The organism is Algibacter sp. TI.3.09, assembly GCF_038154905.1.
GTDB lineage: Bacteria > Bacteroidota > Bacteroidia > Flavobacteriales > Flavobacteriaceae > Algibacter.
The window spans coordinates 315,940-340,258 of sequence record NZ_JBAKAN010000003.1 but is presented as its reverse complement, the minus strand read 5'-3'; the positions used below and the strand labels follow the sequence as shown (position 1 = coordinate 340,258).

General features: G+C 31.7%; 27 protein-coding genes. 14 read left to right on the top strand and 13 right to left on the bottom strand.

Annotation, left to right across the window (positions count from 1 at the left end; translation table 11 throughout):
* Positions 1-59: 59 nt before the first annotated feature.
* From V6246_RS13300 to tgt, 3 genes are read right to left on the bottom strand one after another with little or no spacing between them, the layout of a single operon-like run.
* On the bottom strand, positions 60-956 hold the full coding sequence (locus V6246_RS13300; protein ID WP_341560944.1) for a DMT family transporter: 897 nt from the start codon (positions 954-956) through the stop codon (positions 60-62).
* A complete protein-coding gene (locus V6246_RS13295; protein WP_341560943.1) occupies positions 943-2,025 on the bottom strand; it encodes an LptF/LptG family permease in 1,083 nt (360 codons plus the stop codon). The genes V6246_RS13300 and V6246_RS13295 overlap by 14 nt, the downstream gene beginning before the upstream one ends.
* Before the next feature lie 48 nt (positions 2,026-2,073).
* Positions 2,074-3,204: a tRNA guanosine(34) transglycosylase Tgt gene (gene tgt, locus V6246_RS13290; RefSeq protein WP_341560942.1), complete on the bottom strand. Its 1,131-nt coding sequence runs from the start codon at positions 3,202-3,204 to the stop codon at positions 2,074-2,076.
* A 124-nt stretch (positions 3,205-3,328) separates the two neighbouring features.
* On the opposite strand from tgt, the gene V6246_RS13285 reads away from it, so the two are divergent.
* Positions 3,329-3,913 carry an outer membrane beta-barrel protein gene (locus V6246_RS13285; protein ID WP_341560941.1) on the top strand — a complete coding sequence of 195 codons (585 nt, stop codon included), beginning with the start codon at positions 3,329-3,331 and terminating at the stop codon, positions 3,911-3,913.
* Positions 3,914-3,982: 69 nt separating this feature from the next.
* Here the strand turns inward: V6246_RS13285 and V6246_RS13280 are convergent, their stop codons facing one another.
* The 6 genes from V6246_RS13280 to V6246_RS13255 form a co-directional block, all read right to left on the bottom strand.
* Positions 3,983-4,855 carry an anti-sigma factor gene (locus tag V6246_RS13280; RefSeq protein WP_042504892.1) on the bottom strand — a complete coding sequence of 291 codons (873 nt, stop codon included), beginning with the start codon at positions 4,853-4,855 and terminating at the stop codon, positions 3,983-3,985.
* A 76-nt stretch (positions 4,856-4,931) separates the two neighbouring features.
* The gene (locus tag V6246_RS13275; protein WP_042504760.1) at positions 4,932-5,603 is read right to left on the bottom strand and encodes a Crp/Fnr family transcriptional regulator; all 672 of its coding nucleotides are present in this window, start codon (positions 5,601-5,603) and stop codon (positions 4,932-4,934) included.
* A gap of 120 nt (positions 5,604-5,723) precedes the next feature.
* Positions 5,724-6,155, bottom strand: coding sequence for a DUF5606 family protein (locus V6246_RS13270; RefSeq protein ID WP_341560940.1), 432 nt, complete (start codon positions 6,153-6,155; stop codon positions 5,724-5,726).
* A gap of 54 nt (positions 6,156-6,209) precedes the next feature.
* On the bottom strand, positions 6,210-6,800 hold the full coding sequence (gene def / locus V6246_RS13265) for a peptide deformylase (RefSeq protein ID WP_042504762.1): 591 nt from the start codon (positions 6,798-6,800) through the stop codon (positions 6,210-6,212).
* Between the two features lie 119 nt (positions 6,801-6,919).
* The gene (ruvX, locus tag V6246_RS13260; RefSeq protein ID WP_341560939.1) at positions 6,920-7,330 is read right to left on the bottom strand and encodes a Holliday junction resolvase RuvX; all 411 of its coding nucleotides are present in this window, start codon (positions 7,328-7,330) and stop codon (positions 6,920-6,922) included.
* 110 nt (positions 7,331-7,440) lie between these two features.
* A complete protein-coding gene (locus V6246_RS13255; protein WP_159019735.1) occupies positions 7,441-7,740 on the bottom strand; it encodes a hypothetical protein in 300 nt (99 codons plus the stop codon).
* A 331-nt stretch (positions 7,741-8,071) separates the two neighbouring features.
* Between V6246_RS13255 and V6246_RS13250 the strand changes: the two genes are divergently transcribed.
* Both V6246_RS13250 and V6246_RS13245 read left to right on the top strand, forming a co-directional pair.
* On the top strand, positions 8,072-8,887 hold the full coding sequence (locus V6246_RS13250; protein WP_042495492.1) for a 2,3,4,5-tetrahydropyridine-2,6-dicarboxylate N-succinyltransferase: 816 nt from the start codon (positions 8,072-8,074) through the stop codon (positions 8,885-8,887).
* Between the two features lie 63 nt (positions 8,888-8,950).
* Positions 8,951-10,063, top strand: a complete 1,113-nt coding sequence (locus tag V6246_RS13245) for a glycosyltransferase family 4 protein (RefSeq protein WP_341560938.1) — start codon at positions 8,951-8,953, stop codon at positions 10,061-10,063.
* Positions 10,064-10,078: 15 nt separating this feature from the next.
* Here V6246_RS13245 and V6246_RS13240 read toward each other — a convergent pair whose 3' ends face one another.
* On the bottom strand, positions 10,079-11,158 hold the full coding sequence (locus V6246_RS13240; protein ID WP_341560937.1) for a glycosyltransferase family 4 protein: 1,080 nt from the start codon (positions 11,156-11,158) through the stop codon (positions 10,079-10,081).
* Positions 11,159-11,300: 142 nt separating this feature from the next.
* Here V6246_RS13240 and V6246_RS13235 point away from each other — a divergent pair, with 142 nt between their 5' ends.
* The gene (locus tag V6246_RS13235; protein ID WP_341560936.1) at positions 11,301-12,386 is read left to right on the top strand and encodes a glycosyltransferase; all 1,086 of its coding nucleotides are present in this window, start codon (positions 11,301-11,303) and stop codon (positions 12,384-12,386) included.
* 11 nt (positions 12,387-12,397) lie between these two features.
* Positions 12,398-13,156: a glycosyltransferase family 2 protein gene (locus V6246_RS13230; RefSeq protein WP_341560935.1), complete on the top strand. Its 759-nt coding sequence runs from the start codon at positions 12,398-12,400 to the stop codon at positions 13,154-13,156.
* Here the strand turns inward: V6246_RS13230 and V6246_RS13225 are convergent.
* Entirely contained in the window at positions 13,153-13,914 is a 762-nt protein-coding gene (locus tag V6246_RS13225; protein ID WP_341560934.1) for a lipopolysaccharide kinase InaA family protein, read from the bottom strand. The two genes, V6246_RS13230 and V6246_RS13225, sit on opposite strands and share 4 nt — an antisense overlap.
* Before the next feature lie 64 nt (positions 13,915-13,978).
* Here V6246_RS13225 and V6246_RS13220 point away from each other — a divergent pair, with 64 nt between their 5' ends.
* The 9 genes from V6246_RS13220 (at position 13,979) to V6246_RS13180 (ending at position 21,629) form a co-directional block, all read left to right on the top strand.
* Positions 13,979-14,539 carry an L-threonylcarbamoyladenylate synthase gene (locus V6246_RS13220; protein ID WP_341560933.1) on the top strand — a complete coding sequence of 187 codons (561 nt, stop codon included), beginning with the start codon at positions 13,979-13,981 and terminating at the stop codon, positions 14,537-14,539.
* A 224-nt stretch (positions 14,540-14,763) separates the two neighbouring features.
* Positions 14,764-16,179 carry a CCA tRNA nucleotidyltransferase gene (locus tag V6246_RS13215; RefSeq protein WP_341560951.1) on the top strand — a complete coding sequence of 472 codons (1,416 nt, stop codon included), beginning with the start codon at positions 14,764-14,766 and terminating at the stop codon, positions 16,177-16,179.
* A 13-nt stretch (positions 16,180-16,192) separates the two neighbouring features.
* On the top strand, positions 16,193-17,209 hold the full coding sequence (locus V6246_RS13210) for a COX15/CtaA family protein (protein WP_341560932.1): 1,017 nt from the start codon (positions 16,193-16,195) through the stop codon (positions 17,207-17,209).
* A gap of 38 nt (positions 17,210-17,247) precedes the next feature.
* Complete coding sequence (locus V6246_RS13205) at positions 17,248-17,760, top strand: IS1096 element passenger TnpR family protein (RefSeq protein WP_341560931.1); 513 nt, start codon at positions 17,248-17,250, stop codon at positions 17,758-17,760.
* Complete coding sequence (locus V6246_RS13200) at positions 17,744-18,268, top strand: hypothetical protein (RefSeq protein ID WP_341560930.1); 525 nt, start codon at positions 17,744-17,746, stop codon at positions 18,266-18,268. Before V6246_RS13205 ends, V6246_RS13200 begins: the two co-directional genes overlap by 17 nt.
* Positions 18,269-18,482: 214 nt before the next feature.
* On the top strand, positions 18,483-19,955 hold the full coding sequence (locus tag V6246_RS13195; protein WP_341560929.1) for a potassium/proton antiporter: 1,473 nt from the start codon (positions 18,483-18,485) through the stop codon (positions 19,953-19,955).
* Positions 19,956-20,336 carry a hypothetical protein gene (locus tag V6246_RS13190; RefSeq protein WP_341560928.1) on the top strand — a complete coding sequence of 127 codons (381 nt, stop codon included), beginning with the start codon at positions 19,956-19,958 and terminating at the stop codon, positions 20,334-20,336.
* Positions 20,337-20,447: 111 nt separating this feature from the next.
* Positions 20,448-20,915, top strand: coding sequence for a hypothetical protein (locus tag V6246_RS13185; protein ID WP_304406901.1), 468 nt, complete (start codon positions 20,448-20,450; stop codon positions 20,913-20,915).
* A 291-nt stretch (positions 20,916-21,206) separates the two neighbouring features.
* Positions 21,207-21,629 (top strand): T9SS type A sorting domain-containing protein, encoded by a 423-nt coding sequence (locus V6246_RS13180; protein WP_341560927.1) that lies wholly within the window; start codon positions 21,207-21,209, stop codon positions 21,627-21,629.
* Between the two features lie 201 nt (positions 21,630-21,830).
* Here the strand turns inward: V6246_RS13180 and V6246_RS13175 are convergent, their stop codons facing one another.
* A complete protein-coding gene (locus tag V6246_RS13175; RefSeq protein ID WP_341560926.1) occupies positions 21,831-22,865 on the bottom strand; it encodes an ATP-grasp domain-containing protein in 1,035 nt (344 codons plus the stop codon).
* A 3-nt stretch (positions 22,866-22,868) separates the two neighbouring features.
* The gene (locus V6246_RS13170; protein ID WP_341560925.1) at positions 22,869-24,176 is read right to left on the bottom strand and encodes a CoF synthetase; all 1,308 of its coding nucleotides are present in this window, start codon (positions 24,174-24,176) and stop codon (positions 22,869-22,871) included.
* Positions 24,177-24,319: the final 143 nt, after the last annotated feature.

Genomic DNA, 24,319 nt, shown 5'->3' with positions numbered 1-24,319 from the left:
GTTTTGACTTATTATTAGAGTTAGTCTGCAAATATAAAAACTTTAATTTTGTTAATACATTATGAGCGACTTCTTTTTATCTTTCTACGGTTTTTAACTAACACATTTAACATAACAACGGTAATAATAACAAGGGCTCCGTAATAAAATGACGGACTCATTTTTTCTTTCTCCGGAAATAGAATTAATGCTAAAATAATGCCATAAACGGGTTCTAAATTGTAGGTAAGTACTACGGTATAAGGGCTTATGGTTTTCATAATATAAACCGATGCTATAAAAGCATATGTAGTACAAACGGATGCTAAGATGAAAAGGTACCAAAAATCGGAAGTGCTTAAACTGAAAAACTCTACAGAAAACCCCTCTCCAAAGCATAAAATGTAAATAGTAATGAATAACACCCCACTTATAAACTCGTAAAACGAAATAACAGTTGCCGAATGTTGTTTAAGAAAACTACCATTGAGCACTGCAAATAATGCTGAAAAGAAAGCAGCTAAAACACCTAGTATAACTCCTGAGAGATATTCTATTTCACTTTGTGTAATAATACAAACCCCAACTATGGCAAGTAATCCAAACAAAATCTCATACCATAAAACTTTACGTTTATAAACAATGGGTTCGATTATAGATGCAAAAAATGTACCTGTTGAAACGACAGCCAAAGTTGTAGAAACATTAGAGGCGTCGATAGCTCCAAAAAAGGTAATCCAATGTAATGCGATAATAACTCCCGCAAACGATAGCTTTAAAAGCGCCTTAGGGCTCACCTTTAACCTTACTTTAGAAAACAGCACGTAAAACACTAGTAAAATAGATGCCATTAACATACGGAACCAAACTAAAGAAATAGCCTCTATGGTAATTAACTCGCCTAAAATTGCTGTAAATCCAGCAATAAAAATGAGTATATGTAAATGGAAATAATCTTTAAAATTAGCGCTTTGCATTGTACAAGAGATAAGCAGCTAATACTCCAAAAATTATATTTGGAAACCATACAGCTATAAGTGGATTAAAATCTGACTGCTCGGCCATAACTCCAAATATTTTGTCGAAAAACACAAATATCATCGCTATACAAATACCTACAGCAAGGTTAACCCCCATACCACCACGGCGTTTTTTAGAAGAAACTGCCACAGCAATAATAGTTAATATAAATACAGAAACAGGTAAACTCCATTTTCTGTATAGTACCAATTTAAATCGGCCAACATTAGAAGATCCTCTCGATTCTTCTTTAGCTATAAATTGCTTTAAATCACCATACATTTTAGTTTCTGCCGCGTAGATTTCTGGAATTAAATCACCTACGTCAAAGGCAAAAAGTGTGTCTTTTTTCTTTAAGATACCTAATTCATCTTCATTTTGACCAATAATACGCTTGGTATAGTTGGTTAATTCGTAAGTTGAAGACGAATCTTTTTCAACATATTTAATTTTATCGGCAGTAATTTTATAAACAAGCTCATTCTCTTCAAAATGTTCTAAAGTAAAATTTCGCCCTATACTGTTCTTAACATCAAAACTACTAACGTATATAATATCGTTATCATTTATTTGCCTGAAAACATTAGTGTTGTCAACAGCACTCTTACCCTTTTTTAAGTATTTATAACTAAAATCATTAAAACCTTTACTGGCATTAGGAGCAAGATATAAACCTAAAATGATAGACAATGCTCCAACAATTGTAGCTCCTATCATATAAGGACGTAAAAACCTTGTAAACGATACACCCGAACTTAAAAAAGCAATAACTTCTGTATTATTGGCTAGTTTTGACGTAAACCAAATTACAGATAAAAATAAAAATAAAGGAAAAAGTAGATGCGCAAAATAGATAGTAAAATCTAAAAAATAAATAAGCACTTCTCCAAAAGGCACTTCGTTTTCTAAAATTTTACCGATTTTTTCAGCTAAATGCACCGTTATACCAATGGGTATAAACAGAAGTAACATCATTAAAAATGTAAACAAATAGCGTTTTAATATGTACCAATCTAATATTTTCATACTTATACAGCTTCAATAAACAAGCAGTGTTTCAATATTTTATTTCTTCTAAAGTCTATTAGCCATTTGTTTTACCATTTGGTTTTTCCAGTCATTGAAATCTCCTGCTAATATATGTTTTCTTGCTTCGCGAACCAACCACATATAAAAACCTAAATTATGTATGGTTGCTATTTGCTTTCCTAACAACTCGTTAACCGTAAATAAATGACGTAAATATGCTTTACTATATTCGGTATCAACAAAAGTTATTCCCATCTCGTCGATTGGAGAAAAATCTTCTGCCCATTTTAAATTTTTAATATTGATAGAGCCGTGCGCTGTAAATAACATACCATTTCTGGCATTTCTAGTTGGCATAACACAATCAAACATATCTACACCTAACGCAATATTTTCTAAAATATTGATTGGTGTACCTACTCCCATTAAATATCTAGGCTTTTCTTCTGGTAAAATAGAACAAACCACATCTGTCATGGCATACATTTCTTCAGCAGGTTCTCCTACAGATAAACCTCCAATAGCATTTCCTACAGCACCAGAATTCGCAATATATTCCGCCGATTGCTTTCTAAGATCCTTATAGGTACTTCCTTGTACAATAGGAAAAAAAGCCTGATCATAACCGTACTTTAAAGGTGTTTTTTCAAGATGATTAATACAACGGTCTAACCAACGATGCGTCATGTGCATAGATCGTTTCGCGTAATTATAATCGCAAGGATATGGTGTACACTCATCAAAAGCCATAATAATATCAGCTCCAATAGTACGTTGAATTTCCATAACATTCTCTGGCGTAAATGTGTGATAACTACCATCGATATGCGATTTAAACTTCACACCCTCCTCTTTTATCTTTCTATTTGCCGAAAGAGAATACACTTGGTACCCTCCAGAATCGGTTAAAATATTTCTATCCCAATTCATAAATTTATGAAGTCCTCCGGCTTTTTCTAGCACGTGTGTTTGGGGTCTTAGGTATAAATGATAAGTGTTTCCTAAAATAATATCGGGGTTAATATCATTCTTTAACTCCCTTTGATGCACTCCCTTAACCGTTCCAACAGTTCCCACAGGCATAAAAATTGGTGTTTCTATTACACCATGATCTGTAGTTAATTTTCCTGCTCTAGCTTTGCTTTGTGGGTCTTTTGCGTTTAATTCGAATTTCATCTCTATATTTGTATCAGTTGGCAAAGATAATTAACTAAAATCCGAAAGCAATATTTAAAAAAAGGAAATAATTTAACTTTGGCAACGTTTTTGTAATAATAAACGAAATCTTAAAACGAACATTATGAAAAATTTATTTTTAATTTTAGTAGTCGCCATTGTTGTCCCATCAGCAGCTTTCGCGCAAACAGCTAGTGGTATTGGTATTAAAGGAGGTTTAAATTACAATGCTAATGGTAAATATGTTGAGTCTGCAACACAAGCTTCTAAAAATCCAGATAGAAATGTTGGATACCACATTGGTCTATTTGGGAAAATTGGTGACAAATTATATTTGAGACCAGAGATTATTTACACAAAAACAAAAAGTGATTACGATAATGATAGCTTCGAAATGCAAAAACTTGATGCTCCAATTTTGGTTGGATTGAATATTCTAGGCCCGGTTAGTGTTTTCGCTGGTCCATCATTTCAATATATTTTAGACACCGAATATGAAGATATTACAATTGGTGATATTAAAGAAGATTTTTCAGTAGGCCTTAATTTTGGTGTTGGATTAAACTTCAAAAAAGTTGGTATTGATTTAAGATACGAACGTGGATTTAGTAAAAATGAAGGCACCTTAATTGGTAATGATGTAATAAATAGTGGCCGTTTAGATACGCGACCGGATCAACTAATTTTGAGTTTAGCTATTATTTTATAGTCCAAACTTTATAAAAACAAAAAGCCCTAGTAAAAATTACTAGGGCTTTTTTTATGCTTATTTTTAATATTATCTTGTTACTGTACCAGACAAACTTACTACTGGGCCAGCTCCCATATCTATTACGGTGTGGTTCATAGCATCTGCAGGAACTACATGTGCTAAAGGTTTTAGTGTGAAAGGTGCTGCACTATTATCAGGACTTGGTTCTACAGAAATAACAATTGTTCTTTCTTTTAAATCTGTTGGAAAAGTTAATCCTGATGGTGCATTTTGAAGAAAATCTTCTCCTGGATAACCAGGTCCATTACCTGCATCGCCTTTAAAAACTGAAGTTGCAGCATTATTATCTGCAGCATTTGGATCTGTAAACGTACCTGTACTTACTGGAGTACCATCGAATACAACCCAACCTTCATATACCCATCCATCAGATAGTGTTGGTAAATCTAAACCTTGAACAGCTGCTTCGCCAGAGTTATCTAAAAACCAAACTCCACTTTCTTCGTTAGTTTCATCTTCATCTGTAGGTGTTGCAAGAATATATTTTCCTGTAGAAGATGATAAATCTGCAACTATATTATTTGAATTTACACTTGCTGAACTACCAGAAAAATCTCCTGCTAAAATTTTTGTTGCAGCTGGAGCTGGATCAGAATCTACTGCCGGTTCAATAGAAAGTACAAATGTTGATGCACTTGCTAATTGATCTGCATCTACAGAAAAAGATTGAGGAAAATCTACTGAGGAAAATGTTCCGGTTGAAACTGGTGCTCCATCAACAATTACCCATCCTTCGTAAACAAAATCGCTACCAAGTTCTTCTAAACCTGTAAGGTTGATTGTTAAATTTGCTGTTGTTGGTGCGTTATCGTCATCGCTATCGCATGATGTTGTTAAAACCCCTAGGGCTAACATTGCTAAAATTGTGTTCTTAATCATTTTATCTTTTTTTAGTGATTGTTTTATACTCCAAAGGTATTTCACTAAAACATTATAAAATGTTAGCCAACTAACATTAAGCACTTTTTTTATAAATTCTTATCTCTTTTCTTTTAAATTCAAGTACATTTTCATCTCTTAATTCATTTAAAAGCACATTTAAAGTTGGTCTAGAGGTACCAATTAACGAGGCGATATCTTTTTGTGTGTATGGATGGTTTACTACCCGATCTCCTGTTTGGTCACAATCGTAACCATAATCGGTGCATAATTCATGTAGAAATTCTAGAAGACGGGTTTTGGCATCTTTAAAAAGTAATAATTGCAAGCGACGTTCCAATTTTTTCAATTTAAAACCTATTACTTTATAGACTTTAAAACTAAAAGTTTGATTGTCTCGCATTAAATTGTGCATAGTATCTACCCCAACAGGGCAAATGCTTGTTGCGTTATCTACAGATTGAGCAAACTCTTCTCGGGTATCATCGCCTAATATGGCCGTTTCTCCAAACAGTTCTCCTTTGGTTAAAATAGCTTTTACAACTTCTACTCCATCTTCATTATAGTATCCTATTTTAACTTTGCCTTTTTCTATTAAATAGACTTTATTGGCAAAATCTTGCTCGAAATAAATATAATCCTGCTTTTTATAAGCATCGAAAGTATGATCTTTTTTATAATTTTTAAACTTATGCGGACAAAGGACTTTAAAAAGATTTACGTCGTCGAAAAACCAAAGTGAGTTCATATTTAAAAGAAATTAATTTACTCATTAATAGACGCAAAAAGGCTGTAATACTTACATAACTGCAAAAAAAAAGCTCCCATAATATGGAAGCTTTCATGTATATTTTAAATAAACTAGTATTTATTCTTCTTCGTCTGCAGCTTTACTTTCTGCAATTTCAGCTTTTAAATTATCTAGTAAATTATTTTTTACTAATAAATTATACCATTGTAACACCTTTTTAATATCACTAGCATAAACACGATCTTCATCGTAATCTGGTAAAATTTCAAAAAAGTACTCTTCTAATTTATCTTTACCATCTTTAGGCTTAACCGAACTTTCTTGACCGTTTTCTTTGTTTTTAATATTTAAAAACACTTGTTTCAACGGTACTTCTTCTGTTAAAGTATAAATAGCAATTTCGCTTAAAACGCTAACATTTTGACGCACATTTACAGTAATACGTTTTTTATCGATTAACGATTCTGCTATAAAACCACCTCTGGTTTGCGTTACTAAATTATACAAACCTGGTTTTCCAGATATTGATAGAACTTTATCTAAACTCATAAATTATTTTTTGAAAGTCGCAAATATCAAATGTTTATTGATGTCTTGCAAATATTATCTCTTCTTTTTTTGATCAGGAAAGCGCATTCTGTAATCTACTTTTATCTTGCCTTTAGAAATGTTTGAAAGTCGTCCTTTTATTAAACGCTTTTTTAGGCTAGATAGTTTATCTGTAAATAAAACACCTTCGATATGATCGTATTCATGCTGAATTACTCTTGCCACTAAACCATCGAATGTTTCGGTGTGTGCCTTAAAGTTTTCATCTAAATACTCAATAGTAATAACAGGTTTTCTAAATACATCTTCACGAACATCCGGAATACTTAAGCAACCTTCGTTAAAAGCCCACTCTTCTCCTTCTTCTTTAGTGATTTTTGGATTTATAAAAACACGTTTAAAACCTTCTAAACTTTTTTGTTCCTCTTCTGTTAATTCTTCATCGTCAGCAAAAGGTGTAGTATCTACTAAAAACATACGGATTGGCAAACCTATTTGAGGTGCAGCAAGACCAACACCATAGGCATTGTACATGGTTTCGAACATGTTATCCACCAAGGCATCTAGTTTTGGATAATCTTCAGTAATATCGGTCGCTTTTCTTTTTAAAACGGGATCGCCGTATGCTACAATAGGTAAAATCATTCTATGTTTTTTGTTAGTAACTGCAAAAGTACAATTCTATAAATTTACTACGAACTTTTTACTTAGAAAAAACAGATTTTAATCTATTAAGTAAAGTCCGGAAAATAATATTGCAATACTTATTTAGAATACAAGTAACTCTGTAAAATAAGTGTGGCACTAATTTCGTCTACTAAGGCTTTATTTTTTCTTTGATTTTTTTTCAAACCACTATCAATCATGGTTTGGAATGCCATTTTAGATGTAAAACGCTCATCGACACGTTTTACAGGTATATTAGGAAACTGCTTTTCTAGCTTATCCAAAAACTTCGAAATAAAAACCTCACTCTCCGATGCTGTGTTGTCCATTTGTTTAGGCTCGCCTACCAAAAACAATTCTACCTGCTCTTTAGATGTGTAGGTTTTTAAAAAACTAAAAATCTCTTTAGTGTTTACTGTAGTAAGCCCAGAGGCAATAATTTGTAACTCATCGGTAATTGCTATACCAGTGCGCTTGGTGCCATAATCTATTGCTAAAATGCGTGCCATAAATAAGTTTTGTGCAAAAATAGTTTATTAATACTATTGAAACTGTATAAAAACAAAAAAGGCTATCTTTTCAGATAACCTTAATAATATAACTCTTTTATTTTTTTTGATTAAGCTTTTACTCTTTTTTCAATAGTAGGAAACAATAAACCAATGTTGCTAATGTTTCTTTCTCTATTTAAGTAACTTCTAATATCACTTGTAGTACGCGCTAAAATAGCTTCAAATTCTACAGTATCAATTAATGTATTATCTTCTTCAACAGTATTAACTGCATCTTGTTTTGCATTATCTTCAACAGAAACAATTTCACTAGTTTTTACAACTACATTCTCGCTATCCCCGCTTTGCGCGTTTCCAATAGAAACTGTAAGAAGTAAAATTAATAGTATGATAAAATTTGTTTTCATGTTTGTTGTAATACTTTGTTGAGACAAATATACAGAGCAACAACACGTTGAAAACAATATATTAGTTGTAACCACACAGATTTTCGTTTACTAGAAAACCGGAGGGGTTTCAACGTTTAACTGTTAAAACGAATATTTTTAACGATTAAAAACACCCCTGAAAAACACTTTATCGATAAGAAAACTTTTAAACAAGATAAACTACATATTTAAGCACATAAATAGGGTGCATTTTAACCGAAGTTTAACGACTAAAACCTCAATATTATATTTTAATAGTTACCATAATTTAGTTGATACCTATTATATTTGCGAAAAATAAAACACAAAAATGACACAATTACAAGAGATCATAGAAAAAGCTTGGGAGAATAGAGACCTTTTAAATGAAGAAGCAACTACAACAGCCATTAGAAAAGTTGTTGATTTATTAGATGCAGGTGAATTGCGCGTTGCTGAACCTATTGAAGGCGGATGGCAAGTTAACGAATGGGTTAAGAAAGCCGTAGTTTTATATTTCCCGATTCAAAAAATGGAAACCATAGAATGTGGTCCATTAGAATTTCATGACAAAATTCCATTAAAAACAGGCTATGCTGCAAAAGGCATTCGTGTAGTACCTCATGCAGTTGCTAGACATGGTGCTTATATTTCTGCAGGAACTATTTTAATGCCAAGTTATGTAAACATTGGTGCTTATGTAGATGAAGGAACCATGGTAGATACTTGGGCAACCGTTGGTAGTTGTGCTCAAATTGGTAAAAACGTTCACCTTTCTGGTGGTGTTGGTATTGGTGGTGTTTTAGAGCCATTACAAGCTGCTCCGGTAATTATAGAAGATAATGCTTTTATTGGTAGCCGTTGCATTGTTGTTGAAGGTGTACGTGTTGAAACAGAAGCTGTTTTAGGTGCTGGTGTAACACTAACTATGAGTACAAAAATTATTGATGTTACGGGTGATGAACCTGTTGAATATAAAGGTGTTGTTCCTGCACGCTCGGTAGTAATACCTGGTAGTTATGCTAAAGAATTCCCTGCTGGAACTTACAATGTACCATGTGCAATTATTATTGGTAAACGTAAAGAAAGTACAAACAAAAAAACATCGCTTAACGATGCTTTAAGAGAGCATAGTGTAGCGGTTTAAATAAAATATATCTATACCAGACCTAACCTTGTGTCAAAAAATAACATTTAAATATTATTGAATATGAAAATAGGATATGATTCTAAAAGAGCTTTTCACAATAGGTCTGGTTTAGGTAATTTTAGTAGAGATTTAATTAGTATTATTTCTTCTTATTTCCCTAAAAACCAATACGTATTATACAATCCTAAAAAAGCTAAAATCAATTTTAGCTTGAATGAAAATACAACCGAAGTTTTACCAAGTTCTATTTTCTGGAAAATATTCTCATCCATTTGGAGACAAAAAGGAATATTAAATCAAATTAAAAATGATGAAATTGAGATATACCACGGTTTAAGTGGCGAAATACCTCAAGGCATTCATAAAATGAATATCAAAACAATTGTAACTATACATGATTTAATATTTATGAGATTTCCGAAACTATACTCTCCAATAGACAGAAGAATCTACTTCAAAAAATTTAAATATGCTGCTGATAAAGCAGATGTAGTTATTGCTATTTCCGAAGAAACAAAAAAGGATATTGTACATTTTTTAAATATTGCTCCTGCAAAAGTTTCTGTTATATACCAAGGATGCAACAAAGCTTTTAAACAAGTTTATCCTTCTGAAGCATTAGAACAAACAAGAGCTAAGTTTAATATTCCGAAGGCGTTTGTTTTAAACGTAGGTACTATTCAAAAAAGGAAAAACTTACTCAATTTAATAAAAGCTATTGAAACGTTAGACATCGACTTAGTAGTTGTAGGTAATGATAAAAGAAAATACACCAAAACGGTTAAAGAATACATAAATAGCAAGAACCTAAACCATAGAGTTCACTTTCTTAAAAATGTAAGTACTGAAGAACTTGCACACATATACCAATTAGCAAATATTTTTGTTTACCCAAGCATTTTTGAAGGTTTTGGTATCCCAATAATAGAAGCTTTATACTCTAAAACACCTGTAATTACAAGTAAAGGAAGTTGTTTTCCTGAAGCTGGAGGACCAGATAGTATTTATATTGATCCTGAAAATGTTAGTGAATTAAGATCTGAAATAGAAAACTTACTTAATTCGGAACAAAAGCAACAATTTATGGTTTCGAAGGGCTTAGAATATGCCCAGAAATTTGAAGATAAACATATTGCTGAGCAACATGTAGCAATCTACAACGCTCTTCTTTAATTACATTTTGTTTACTTATAATACTGAATTATAAACCTTAATGGTCTCTTCTGCAACTTTATCCCAAGTAAACCCTTTAGCATACTCTTTTGCTAATTTCACTTTATCTTTCTCAATATTTCCTAAATCAACTATGCCTCTAGCTATTTCTTCTGGGTTATGAGGATCTACTAAAAGCGCATACCCATTTGCTACCTCTGGTGCTGCACCAATATTACCTGTTAAAACTGGTAAACCATAAGCCATAGCCTCAATTATAGGAATTCCAAACCCCTCATAATACGTAGGGAATAAAAATGCTTTTGCATTTTTATAAAGCACACTTAAAGTTTCGTCTGAAATATAACTTGTAAAAACAACATCGCTTTCAAGATCATGCTCCTTTAAAAACACCTTTATTATTTCCATTTCACTTTCAACAATTTTCCCTGCAAAAACCAATTTAGTCGTTTTATGCTCTCCAGATAACGCAAACCCTTTTATAAGATTGAAACTGTTTTTTCTTTTTGAAACTCCGCCTACACTTAAAAAGTAATTTTCTTTACCTATGGAGAATGAATTTAATATTTCATTTTCATTATCCAATTTAGTTTCTAAAGGTTTAAACACAGGAGCTAGATGCACTACATGAATTTTTTCTTCTGGGTAATCGAACATTTTTAAATAATCGTCTTTAGTAGCCTGGCTAACAGCGATTATTGCATCTGCATTTTTAGCAAAGTCCTGAAATAATTTATAACGTTTTTCTTGAAAATATTTTGAAGCAAAATTAAACGCTGCAAATTCAGGAAGATGCACAGCTAAATCATGAATTGTTGCTATTTTTTTTGTGCCTCTAAGCTTTAAAAATGGCGTATGCAAACTATGAGAAATTGCTGGTTTAAATGTTCTAGAAAACAATATAGAACCAACATACCAAAAATGTGTTTTCTTTAAAACTTCAGGCTTAAACTTGTTTATTTTTTTTAGGTTGAAAGCTAATTCAACTTCAATATTATGTTTGTTTTTTAAAGCTTTTTGAATACTAATTATATAATGAGGAATCCCTGTAAAACCTTTTGTGCTTAATGTTGAGCCTTCAATAATAATTTTCATAAAACCTTTTTTCAGAATACTTATAATTACAAATATATAATTGCTAAGCTATTTAACGTAAAAAAAAAGTACATTTGTGATATAAGGGGCCAAACTCCTTTTAAGACCTATTCTAAAAACCAATTACACCTTTCAAAACTACATGAAAACAATTTGCTTCTTTAATACAACCAAGGCTTGGGGAGGTGGTGAAAAATGGCATTTAGAAACTTGTAAATACATGCACGATAAAGGGCATAATGTTTTCTTTATTACCAATAAAAACAGTCAACTTTATCACAAATTACAAGAATCTAATATAAAGCATGTAGGCTTATCAATAACAAATCAAAGTTTCCTTAATCCTTTTGCAATAAACGAGGTGAAAAATATTCTTAAGGAAAACAATATTGATGTTATAATTATCAATTTATCTAGAGATTTAAAAATTGCCGCTCTTGCCGCAAAAAAAGCGGGTTTAGACCGCGTAATTTATAGACGAGGTAGCGCAATACCTATAAAAAACAAATTTCTAAATAGATATTATTTTAAAAATTTAGTAACCGATATTTTAGCTAATTCACAAGCTACAAAAGAGACTGTATTAGTAAACAATTCCAATTTATTTCCAAGAGAAAAGATTGAAGTTATTTATAATGGTTTGGATGTAGAGGCGTTTATTCAAAAAGCATATACCCCCATATACAAAAAAGCTGAAGGTGAATTTGTTTTAACCAATTTAGGCCGATTAGAAAATCAGAAAAATCAAAAATTCTTATTACATCTAGCCAAAGAGTTAAAATCTAGAAATCTTAATTTTAAACTTATTATTGGAGGAGAAGGATCTTTAAAAAATGAATTACAAAAACTATCAGACGAACTAAACATCAATGATGTTGTTTTATTTCCTGGTTTTATAGAAAACCCGAAAGACTTAATGTATTCTGGAGACCTATTTTTATTATCCTCTTTTTGGGAAGGTTTCGGGTATGTTTTAGCAGAAGCTTCTTTATGCAGAAAACCAATTATAGCCTTTGATATCAGTAGTAACCCCGAAGTTGTAAAAGATAACGAAACTGGTTTTTTAACACCTTTAAACGATGTGAACTTATTTGCTGATAAAGTTGAATTATTAAGCAACAATCAAGAAAAAACGAAAAGCATGGGAGAGGCAGGTTTTAATTTTGCTTCAACCACTTTTAACAGCAAAATTACTTTAGCTAAAATTGAAGAATACCTACTAAAATAAGATGCTTTAATTTGAAAAAATCAAACAACATATCAGCTTTGATGATTGTCTTTAATGAATCGAAACACATCGAAGACGCTATTAGTAACATTGATTTTGCTGATGAGATTATTGTTATAGATTCTTTTAGCACTGATGGTACTTTTGAAAAACTTCAAAAATTAAAGCACGTTAAAGTCATTCAGCGTGAATTTAAAAATTTTGCAGACCAACGAAATTTTGCTATAAGCCAAGCTACAAAAGATTGGATACTTTTTATTGATGCAGACGAGCGCATAACAGAAAAATTAAAACAAGAAATACAATCCGAAATCACCATCCCAAGTAATATTATCGCTTATATGTTTAAGCGCAAATACTTTTTTAAGCAAAAGAGAATACGTTTTTGTGGTTTTCAAACAGATACAACATATCGCCTATTCAAAAAAGGATTTTTTAAATACGACGAAACAAAAATTGTTCACGAAATGCCCATAATAGATGGAAAAAGTAAAATTTTAAAAAATGATATGTTACACTATTGCTTTGATAGTGCAGCGCATTATAAATCTAAAATGGAACATTACGCAAGCTTGAAAGCGTTAGAACTTTTTAAGAAGGGAAAAAAGCCTAGTGTATTCCATTTTTACATCCGTCCGCTTTATAAATTTCTTGTAAATTATATATTCAGGTTAGGGTTTTTAGATGGCATTGAAGGTTTTCAAATATGCTACCTAAGTGCCTATGGTGTTTATTATAGATATAAAGAATTAGATAAATTAACCTCTTAATTCTTCCAAAACAACCATTTTTTCTTTAGTCGTTTTTTACGATAATATTTATATTGAAAATCTTCCGTTTCTTTCCACATTAAATTAAAGATATCATCATAGTTTTCACCAGAACATTTGGCATATTCGTCACTCATAACTTCAACCATACTCTTATGTATCGTTAACCGAGAAAAGTTTTTTATTCGAGTTTCAAAATCTAAAGTTTTAAAGTTCATTCTATTCAAATCCACTAAATAAAAGTTATAGGTATTACCATTTCTTTTTATTAATGTATTTCCTGGAGAATGATCCAAAAAATGAATCCCCTTTTCATGCAACTTGTAAGTAAATCTAGTAAAAGCTCTTAAAACATTATCGTAATCTGGGTAATCAAAATCTTTGGTAAGTTCTCTGTAAGTTATATCATAATCCTCTTGCTCGCTAATGTAATAACTTTCACCAAAACCAAATGTGTTTTTATATTCGAAAAAAGCAATAGGTTTTGGAGTTCCAATACCCATTTCGGTTAATTTATTGGCGTACTCGAAAGACCGCTGTGCTTTACTTTTTCTAAAGAAATTATAAGCAATTCTATTTATTAAATTTGGAATTTTAAACGCTTTAATATTTAAATCTACACCATCAATATTTATAATTTTGATGATATTTCGATTACCAACACCTCCATCGTAATTACCGAAGTTATGAATCATTTCTGTCAACTTATTTTTATAAGCTTCAGTTAAATCGTTATTAAAAACTTTAATTTCCTTCATTTAAAAAAGATAGAATATATTTTCTATTGTAAATTTGCAACACTGCAAATATAAGGTTCAAAACATGAATGAAGAAATAAATAAAGCTATACAAATTTTAAAAGAAGGCGGACTTATACTCTACCCTACCGATACCGTTTGGGGAATTGGTTGTGATGCTACAAACCCTGAGGCTGTAAAAAAGGTATACCAATTAAAGCAGCGTGAAGACAGCAAGGCATTAATTTGTTTAGTGACCGATGATAGAATGCTTAAAAAGTACGTAAAAAGCATACCCGAAGCAGCGTTAACTATTATTGATGTTGCCGATAAACCTACCACCATTATTTACGACGATGCCCAAAATTTAGCTCCGAATTTAATTGCTGAAGATGGCTCGATTGCTATTAGAATTCCTGACGACGAATTTTGCTACCAACTTAGCAGAAGATTAAATGGAGCCCTAGTATCTACTTCTGCAAATATTAGTGGCTTTCCTACACCTAAATCCTTTAAAGAAATAGCGCCAGAGGTTTTAAAAGGTGTGGACTATGTTGTAAATTTGCAACGCGAAAAAACATGTGCGAATCCGTCGTCTATTATAAAATTGAGTAACAGTGGTGTTGTTAAAATTATTCGTAAATAATTAATACCAATTAGTTCATCACAAATTCTCAATTAAGGTATATTTCATCTAAAAAAAGAATTAATTTTCAAGATAAATAAACCAAAAACAAATGGATAACGCCATGTTTAAACTATTAAACATTTAGTAAAACCAAATAGCCATTTCAGTAAATTTCTAAATAGAATATTTACAAAAACAAAATATTATTTTTTGATAATTTGTTTTTAATGGCCACACATAGTATGAATTATAAAGAAGCATTAACAAACCCGATTTTCAAAATCATCTCACAATCTGCCAAAGAATTAAATTTGGATAGTTACGTGATTGGTGGCTTTGTTCGCGATTATATTCTAGAACGTGGTAACGCCAAAGATATCGATGTGGTTGCCATTGGCGACGGTATAAAATTAGCAAAACAAGTAGCGAAAAACTTGCCGAATAAACCAAAAGTGCAGGTTTTTAAAACCTACGGAACGGCCATGCTCCGTTACCAGGATATTGAAATTGAATTTGTTGGAGCTCGTAAAGAATCATATACCGAAGATAGTCGGAATCCATCTGTAGAAAACGGCACATTGCAAGACGACCAAAACCGTCGAGATTTTACCATAAACGCCTTAGCTTTAAATTTAAGCGAAACCAATTTTGGTGATTTATTAGACCCTTTTGGGGGAATTAATGATTTAAATAAAAAAATAATCCGCACACCATTAAACCCAGATATTACTTATAGTGATGATCCTCTGCGTATGATGCGTGCTATTAGGTTCGCAACACAATTAGAATTTACTATTGAAGAAAAATCGCTTAAAGCTATTTCTGATAATTGTGATAGAATTAAAATTATAACCAAAGAACGTATTGTAACAGAATTGAATAAAATTTTGGAAAGCAAAACGCCTTCTATTGGTTTTTTACTGTTAGAAAAAACAAAATTACTTCAATATATTTTACCTGAAATTACGGCTTTAAAAGGTATAGATGAAGTTGAAGGTCAACGCCATAAAGATAACTTTTATCACACTTTAGAAGTTGTAGATAATATTGCCAAAAACACCGAAAATGTTTGGTTACGTTGGGCAGCACTATTACATGATATTGGCAAAGCCCCAACAAAACGTTTTAGTAAAAAAGTAGGCTGGACCTTTCATGCTCATGAGTTTGAAGGTTCTAAAATGGTGTATCATTTGTTTAAAAGACTAAAAATGCCATTGAATGAAAAAATGAAATTTGTTCAGAAAATGGTGTTTATGAGTTCACGTCCTATTGTTTTGGCTCAAGACGTAACAGACTCTGCTGTTAGACGTTTAGTGTTTGATGCTGGCGAGTATGTAGAAGATTTAATGACGCTTTGCGAAGCCGATATTACTACCAAAAACCCTAAGAAATTTAACAAATACCATAACAATTTCAAAATTGTAAGAGAGAAAATTATTGAAGTTGAAGAGCGAGATCAGGTTAGAAACTTTCAACCTCCTGTTTCTGGTGAAGAAATTATGAAAGCTTTCAACATGAAACCATCTCGAGAAATTGGTATTATTAAAGATTTTATCAAAGAAGCCATTTTAGAAGGAGATATCCCGAACGAATTTAATGCTGCCTTCCAACTCATGTTAGAAAAAGGAAAAGCATTAGGATTAAAAGTTGCTGAATAAAAAATATAATAGCATGAAAAAAGATAACAAAAAAGTGATTTATTGGCTCCTTACAGGGTGCTTGTTAATATTTATTATGGTTGTTGTTGGCGGTATTACTAGGCTTACGCATTCTGGTTTATCAATTTCTAGTTATAAATTAATTTCAGGAACCATTCCGCCTATGAACGATGCTGAATGGACCGAAGCTTTCGATTTATATAAACAATATCCAGAATATCAAAAGCTAAACAATCATTTTAATCTAGAAGATTTTAAAGATATTTATTTTTGGGAATGGCTGCACCGCGTAATTGGTCGTTTTATTGGTTTGGTGTTTTTCTTACCCTTCCTATACTTTCTAATCACAAAGCAACTCACAAAATCTACCATTAAAAAAGCAGTTATCCTATTAATCATGGGTGGCTTTCAAGGTTTTCTTGGTTGGTATATGGTAAAAAGTGGTTTGGTAGACAATCCAGATGTAAGTCATTTTAGACTATCTGCACATTTAACAACCGCCTTTTTAACTTTCGCTTACACATTTTGGGTAGCGCTCGATTTAAAATTTCCATGTAGAAAAACAGTAAATACATCTTTCAGAAATTTTATCAGGTTAGGTTTGGCTGTTTTAATTCTTCAAATTATCTATGGCGCTTTTGTTGCTGGTTTAGATGCTGGTTTTATACATAACCATTGGCCTTTAATGAGCGATGGTAAATTTATGCATGAAACCGTATATATTGAACAAAATCCGCTTTACAAAAACTTTATAGAAGGTAAAAGCGGGGTTCAGTTTGTACACCGCATGCTAGCATATCTTGTTGCTTTTCTGCTCGTATCTATTTGGTATAAAGCTAGAAAAATGGAAACCACCAAACTGCAAAATTATGCCGTAACAGGGCTTTTAATTATGGTAGGTGTTCAGTTTTTATTAGGCGTATTAACCCTTATTTTTCACGTACCTGTTTGGTTAGGTGTAGCTCACCAAGTTGGCGCATTTTTCCTTTTAAGTATAACAACATTTACTTTACACCGTTTCAGTAAATAATTATAAAAAGACTTACCTTTGCACCATATTTTTTTACAATGATTTATAGATTTAGAGTAATACTTGATAACGATACAGACGAAGATGTGTTCCGCGATTTAGAAATTCGTGAAGATGACACACTTGAAGATTTACACAACATTATCACGCAATCTTTTGGGTTTGATGGTAGTGAAATGGCATCTTTTTACCGCAGTGACGACCAATGGAATCAAGGGGAAGAAATCTCTTTATTTGATTTAAGTGATGATGATTCTGCACGTTTAATGAACGAAACTGCAATTAACGATGTTACTTTCGAAATGCAAACGAAACTGATTTACGTTTATGATTTTTTAAGCATGTGGACGTTTTATGTTGAATTAGCTGAAATTGTTGAAGAAGCTGAAGGTTCAGATTATCCTAACCTAATGTTTGTACAAGGGCAAGTGCCTGACGATGCTCCTGACAAAGTGTTTAAAGCTGAAAACGACGATGATTTTAATGAATTTGATGATGAATTAGATCTTGATGATTATGAAGATTTAGACTTCGATGAACATTGGAATTAATACAGTAAGTAAAACTAAAAATCGCGCTGTTACAAACAATTTGGTGCAAGAAAATCATCCGTTTACAAGTTCGATTACGGAATCAACGAACGTACTTCTTAAAGGAGAAGTTAACTTCACTGAGCAACATAATAATTGGACGCTTAAAGTTAAAGGCTCTTGGGGGAAAACATGGTTATCAATCACTATAGCATCTCGTAAAACAGATTTAAAATCTCATTTCTTGGCTTGCCAGTTAAAGCAAACATCCTTTTTAAGTTTTTTAACAAGAAGTAGTGCTTTTAACTTTTATGGAGAAAAAAGTAAATACTCCGAATTACTTTTAAAAGAACATGAAACACGCAGTTTATTAGCGAGTAAAAAGAGTAGCGTTGTTCTTGATGCAAATACTTTAATTTTCAAAGGTTCGGTACGTAAAAAAGACACCACGAGCTTATCTAATATTTTCATTCTAATAGAAAGTTTACAAAACAAAATTGATAATTTAGACCGTGTGCCTTCCGTCTAAACACAAATCCAAGTTTGATTGAACCAAAGCATAGATCAATTAGCATAAATATTCAATCTAATTCCGAATAAAAACTTCATATTAAAAACCATTGTAAACCGCTCAAAAACAACACATATACCTTCATGTTTTTTTATTAAAACAATTAAACTTTTTTATTGTTTTCTTTTATAAAAAAACTAATTTTACAGTGTCTTAAATCAGACACAAAAAAATGAATTTAACCATAGAAAACATATTATTAGTTGGCTCTCTATTACTTTTTATAAGTATTGTAGTAGGTAAAACCTCTTACAAATTTGGAGTACCAACTTTAATCCTCTTTTTAACTATCGGTATGCTCGCAGGCTCCGATGGTATTGGTGGCATACGTTTTAGCGACTCTAAAATGGCGCAGTTTATTGGTATCGTTTCCCTTAACTTCATCCTGTTTTCTGGTGGGCTAGATACCAATTGGAAAGCGGTTAAACCTATTTTAAAAGAAGGCCTTGTTTTATCAACCATTGGAGTGTTACTTACAGCAGTTTCATTAGGGACCTTTGTTTGGTTTGTAACCGATTTTACCATTTTTGAAAGTATGCTACTTGGTTCTATTGTTTCTTCTACAGATGCAGCGGCCGTATTTTCAATTTTACGTTCAAAAAACTTAGCGTTAAAAAATAATTTAAGACCAACATTAGAGTTAGAAAGCGGAAGTAACGACCCGATGGCCTATGTACTTACACTTACCTTTCTAACCTTGGTTACTAGTCAAGACGAAAGTATCTGGAAGATCATTTTAATGTTTCTACAGCAAATGATTTTTGGTGGTGTGGCTGGTTTTGCCTTCGGAAAGTTGAGTAAAATAATTATCAATAAAATTAAATTAGGCTTCGAAGGACTTTATCCTGTTTTGGTTATAGCCTTAATGTTTATAACATTTTCGGCAACAGACCTTTTTGGTGGTAACGGATTTCTTGCCATCTATATTTGTTCTGTATATTTAGGAAACCAAGATTTAATACATAAATCAACTATTTTAAAAATGTTTGATGGTATTGCATGGCTTATGCAAATTGTATTATTCCTAACCTTAGGTTTACTTGTTTTTCCTTCGCAAATTATACCTTACATGGGTATTGGTTTACTAATTTCAGTATTCTTAATTCTCGTTGCACGACCAATAAGTGTCTTTCTAAGTTTAATGTTTTTTAAAATGAAACTTAGAAGACGTTTTTATATTTCGTGGGTTGGTTTACGAGGTGCGGTTCCTATTGTTTTTGCTACTTACCCACTTTTAGCAGGTATTGATAAGGCTAATATTATTTTCAATATTGTATTCTTTATCTCGGTAACATCGATATTAATTCAAGGAACTACACTATCTATTATTGCTAAATGGTTAAACGTTGCATTGCCCGAGGAAGTTAAACCTATTGCTGAAAACGACAGATATATTCTGAATTTACCGAAATCGGAAATGGAAGAAATAACTATAGATCCTGGAAGTTTTGCTGTAGAAAAACGAATTATAGACTTGCATTTTCCAAGATCTGCCTTTATCGTTATGATTAAGCGTAACAAAAAGTTTGTGCGTCCAGGAGGCTCAACAGTTATTGAAGCCAACGATACTTTGGTGCTCTTATTAGATAATGAAGAAAGTTTAAAAGAAGTGCATACTATTCTAGATCAAGCTCCAATTACTTAAATGAAAAATTGGAATAACATATTAGGCGTTTTTCTGCTGGTTTCAGTATACTGTTTCGGCATATATACTCCTGCGCAAACATTATCACACTCTAGTTTACAAAACATAGAGCAAAGTAATAGTAGTACTCCTAAAGAAAACTTAGAAGCTAATTCTAAGTTATTGCAACCGCATACACAGCAATTTGAAAACTTATTTTCGGATGTAGCCGAGCTCTCTTTTCCGGAGTTAAAACTACCTTACAACGGGTTTTGGGCTATTATATGCTCGAACGACATATTGTTTAGCGCTAAGTTTAAGCAGTATCAAAATCATTTAAAAACCATTCTGATTAGACACAGAAAGTCTGATCTTATTTTTCCTTTCCATAATTTTTGGTAGTAACCTTTAATTGAAACACATCGCTTAGGTGATTAAAATTAAAGTATTGATATGTTGCGAATTATCGCTTCATACAGAAATTATATTATCAAAATTTAAAATATTATCAAAATGGAATTAGGAACAACCCTTATCGGAATTATATGCGTTGCAATTTGTGCAATGCCATTTGTATTAACTAACAGAAGCAAAAAAGCGATTGTTAAACGTCAATTAATCGTGTTAAAAGATTTAGCAACCCAACATAACAACACTATTACTCAAAACGAAATAAACAGCTTCTATGCCATCGGTATAGATGAAACTAAAAAATCTGTTTCGTTTATTTTGAAAGGAGAGACTGAAGTTGAACAACAATTTGTAGATCTATCTACAATTAAAAGTTGTGAGATTGTGAGCATTACTAAGTCGAAACACATGGATAGACTGTATTTAAAACTTATGCCTATCGATAAAACTAAAAGTGAAGTAATTTTGGAGTTTTTTAATGCAGACGTAAGCTACCAATTAGGAGAAGAATTACAGTCTATTGAAAAATGGAACAAAATCATCAATAATTTATTGAAAGCTACAGAATAAAACTTTTAATAAACCCTTTAAGCAATAGCGGATTTAAGTTAATGGTTTGGAAATATATCGATATTTAATACAAACTATCAACCTTTAGTATCCGCTATTTCTTTTTTATACGTTTTACTCTACAAAAACACCTCCAAAACAACAAATTTCCTACACAACAATGTTTTAAACTTAACTTTTATGCGATTAAAAACATATTTTAACGTTTATCGTGTAATTTTTAATTAAATAGAAAGGTTATTTCATAAAAAATCAATAAATTTGTTTATCTTATACTACAAAACAGTTTCTATGGGGAAAATCTACACTATAACTCTTATTTTATTTTTCAGTTTCCTCAACTTAAACGCGCAAACAAAAAGCGTTGAGCAGGAAACAGAACATATAACTAGTGCTTTACTCAAGGGCAAAGATGCCGATAAAGAAGATTATACAGCTGCTAAACCTTCAAATTTAAATGAAGTAGCACTTTCTACTGAAAGTATGGTTACAGCTAAACGAGATATTAATATTTCACCAAATCCTTCTAGTCAATTTATTCAAATTTCAGGTTTAAAAAATACCGAACAATATAGAATTTATAATATTTTAGGAAAACAGATCGCTAAAGGCGTTATTTCAAATAATGCCACCATTAACATTCAAAATCTTAAAAATGGGTTGTATTTATTAAAAATCAATAATACTAATTCCAGAAAATTCTTAAAAGAATAACCAAATACAATCTACCTTAACCGCTAAACTGCTACTAAAAAATACTTAGTAGCAGTTTTTTTTAGCCCTTTTTTTAATCCTTAAATATTATGAGGATATCACGTATTAAACCAAAAAACCTCAGATATCTTAAATTACCTGAGATTTTTTATTTTATACTGCTAATCGAAACTATAAATAGTTCTATATAAGGCTCTAGAACTAAACTTCCACTAAAACAGGAATATTTATTAATTTATCGTGCTTAGCAAACACCATATTTTCTTTATAATTATTGAATTCACTTATAGAATTCCCGCCTCTAATCCACTCAATATATATTGCTGCAGTATTGATACCTGCTTCATGTGAAAAAGGATAACCTCCACCAAAACGCGGATTTAACTCTAAGACATATACTCTATCTTCATCAACAAAAACATCACAATCTAAAGTACCTATATGCTTTAATTTTTCTGAAATCACTTTGCCTATATTATTAATCTCTAAGTTTATTACAGATTTGGCTTTATCGGTTTCACCACAACGCATAGAGAGCTTTTCTCTAACAAAAGTCCCGTAGTAATTACCATGAAAATCATTAAGAATATCCATTCCGAATTCTTTTCCTCCTAATTTTTCCTGAATTAAAATAGCGTTATCCATATCAATCAAACTCGCCTTACTAGCATTAGATCTAGAAAGCTTAATTTTTAATAATTGATAAGATAGCATAAGCTCCTCTTTACTTTCAACAATATCCACACCAATAGAAGCACTACCCCATCTTGGCTTTAAAACCAACGGAAAGTTTAATTTATTATCTTCTAAATCAACCAAAGCTTTATTTAAATCGATATAAGTTTGTGGTGTTAATAAGTTATTATCCTTTAAAAACTGATAGGTTTTCCATTTATCAAAAGCCGTATCAATAACCTCCTCATTAGACACTATAATTTTAGTCCCAAAATCTTCAAATTCTTTTCTATGTTTTGATAAAATTGGTAGCTCCAAATCATTTAAAGAAATTACTGCATCTACCTTGTGAGTTTTACAAACATCTTTTAAAAACGAGATATAATTATCGTCAAATATACTAGGTACGGTTAAAAAAATATCGGCATCAATTAAAGCCGAAGCATTAACGTCCATATCTACTGCTATAACAGATCCAGTTCCGTTCAAAGCTTGTTTAAAGTAATTTATAAGGTAATTTCTTCTTCCTGCACAAGTGAATAATATATTGGTTTGGGGCATCTATTATTGTTTGTATAAGTTAACTGATATCTTTCTTTTTCCGGACTTTAGACTCGGAATTTCATCGACATATTGAATGTCTACATGGGCATCTTTACCTATATCATTTTTAAACTTTTCTATTAGTAGAGATTCCCCTTCAAACATTACATTTGTATTCACTTTTATTTGATATTTTTTCTCCTCGTGCTGTATAAATTGTAATTGCTTAATTTCCGGAAAATCATATACATACGCATGCATGGTAAATGGATTTAACATATCTCCATTGGTTTTATACAAGGCATCCATTTTTCTACCTTGAATACTTTCTAGTTTAGGGATATCATCTCTAGAGTTTTTATCATTAACAAAAGCACCAATATCTCCAGTATCATACCGAATCATTGGTGTTGCCAAGTTATACAGATCGGTTATAATGATACGACCAATAGTACCACTTGGAACGGGCACATCACTCTCCAAATCTAAAATTTCAACCACATAACTCGCCCAATTTATTCTAAAAGCATTATCATTTGGCATTTGCTGCGCTATTATTCCGTTTTCAACATTAGAATAGCGAGATACTGTTGGAGCCTTAAAATAGTATTCCATTTTAGATTTCACTTCTGGGCTTAAGCCTTCTGCAATCGCTATTATAGATTTTATATTACAATCTAAAGGCTTTGCACTCAAAGCATCTAGTGATTTACAAATGGATTCAAATCCCGAAGGATAACCAATCCACCCTTTAGGTGATTTATCCTTTTTTAAGCGATCTACCATGGCCTTAACATAATTGTTGTTTAAATCGCTAACATCAAGCTGTTCCGTATTTTGCAACCAAGCAATTATTTTTGGCTTTTTGTAATAAGCCGCCCATAACCTTAGATATAATAATTTTTCTCCAAGTGTGTAACCTGCTAATTTTGCAAAATATAATGTATCGGCTGTATTTCTATTCTTTTTTCTTTTAGTTTGAAAGATTGAAAAAGGAGATCCCGTAGATCCACTTGTTTTTACAGGAAGATGATCTTTGTCGGTATCTTCAAAAGTGATATCATCAAAATGATCTTTAATGATAGATTTATTTACAACTGGAAAATCTGAAAGACTCTGATAGTTTTTACAGCCTGAATAGAACACAGAATTATTAACGGCAGCATTCAACAAATTATCTAAAATCGGTTTTTGATGTTCTTTTAAAGACGCAAAAGATGCATGACTAAATACCTTTTCGATATCCTGAAAATCCTTTTTTACCTCTCCACCTTTTAAGGCATCAATGCTCCAATAAGCAAAATTTCTAAGCGTGTTTAAAATCTCCATAATCTAAGGGCACAAAGTTTTAAAAATAGGTCTTTTTACGGACTCTATTTATCTCGACATCAATATTTACCATATATTTAACAAGGTATCATAGTCGTAAATAATCATTTTTTATTACTGAATAAATTCAATAACTTCGTTTT